Here is a 1,463-nt window from a genome sequence, read left to right as displayed (position 1 = left end):
TGAGGAGTACGAGCGCCGCTACCGGGCCTACATGCGCTGGAACGCGGCGGTGATGGTGCACCGGGCGCAGCGGCCCGAGATCGGGGTGGGCGGGCACATCTCCACCTACGCCGGCGCCGCGACCCTGTACGAGGTCGGGTTCAACCACTTCTTCCGCGGCAAGGACCACCCCGGCGGCGGGGACCAGGTGTTCTTCCAGGGCCACGCGTCCCCGGGCATGTACGCCCGCGCGTTCATGGAAGGCCGCCTGTCCGAGGAAGACCTGGACGGGTTCCGGCAGGAAAAGTCCAAGGAAGGCCACGCCCTCTCTTCCTACCCGCACCCGCGGCTGATGCCGCACTTCTGGGAATTCCCGACCGTGTCGATGGGCATCGGCCCGATGAACGCGATCTACCAGGCCCAGTCCAACCGGTACCTGCACAACCGGGGCCTGAAAGACACCGCCGACCAGCAGGTCTGGGCGTTCCTGGGCGACGGCGAAATGGACGAGCCCGAGTCCCGCGGCCTGCTCCAGCTCGCCGCGAACGAGAACCTGGACAACCTGAACTTCGTGATCAACTGCAACCTCCAGCGCCTGGACGGCCCGGTGCGCGGCAACGGCAAGATCATGCAGGAACTCGAGGCGTTCTTCCGCGGCGCGGGCTGGAACGTCATCAAGGTCGTCTGGGGCCGGGAATGGGATGACCTCCTCACCCGCGACACCGACGGGTCGCTGGTGAAGATCATGAACGAAACCCCCGACGGGGACTACCAGACCTACAAGGCCGAATCCGGCGGGTTCGTCCGCGAACACTTCTTCGGCAAGGACCCCCACACCAAGGACCTCGTCGCCGACCTGACCGATGACGAGATCTGGAACCTCAAGCGCGGCGGGCACGACTACCGCAAGGTCTACGCCGCGTACAAGGCCGCGACCGAATTCAAGGGCAAACCCACCGTGATCCTGGCCAAAACGGTCAAGGGCTACGGCCTGGGCCCGCACTTCGAAGGCCGCAACGCCACCCACCAGATGAAAAAACTCACCCTGGACGACCTGAAGGAATTCAGGGATTACCTGAGAATTCCAATTTCCGACGCCCGGCTCGAAGAGGATCCCTACCGGCCGCCTTACTACCACCCCGGTCCGGATGCGCCCGAGATTGCCTACCTCCTGGAGCGGCGGAAGGCATTGGGCGGCTCGGTGCCGGAACGGCGTTCCGGCCCCGGTGCGGTTGAAATGCCGGACCCCAAAACGTTCGACGTCGCTAAGCGCGGTTCGGGGAAACAGCAGGCCGCGACCACCATGGCATTCGTGCGCCTGCTCAAGGACCTGCTCCGCGACAAGAAGTTCGGGCACCGCATTGTCCCGATCGTGCCGGATGAATCGCGGACCTTCGGCATGGATGCGTTCTTCCCGACGGCGAAGATCTACAACCCCAAGGGCCAGAACTACCTGTCCGTGGACCGGGACCTCGTCCTGGCCT

The 1,463-nt window shown here is 65.1% G+C and carries 1 pseudogene; it reads left to right on the top strand.

Annotated features, from left to right (window positions below):
* Window positions 1-1,463: pseudogene (locus G9E11_RS01535) on the top strand (pyruvate dehydrogenase (acetyl-transferring), homodimeric type); the annotation flags it as partial.

This window comes from Arthrobacter ipis, assembly GCF_014694315.1.
Classification (GTDB): domain Bacteria; phylum Actinomycetota; class Actinomycetes; order Actinomycetales; family Micrococcaceae; genus Arthrobacter; species Arthrobacter ipis.
Note: the sequence above shows the minus strand (reverse complement) of the source record. Positions and strands in the feature narration are given on the sequence as shown.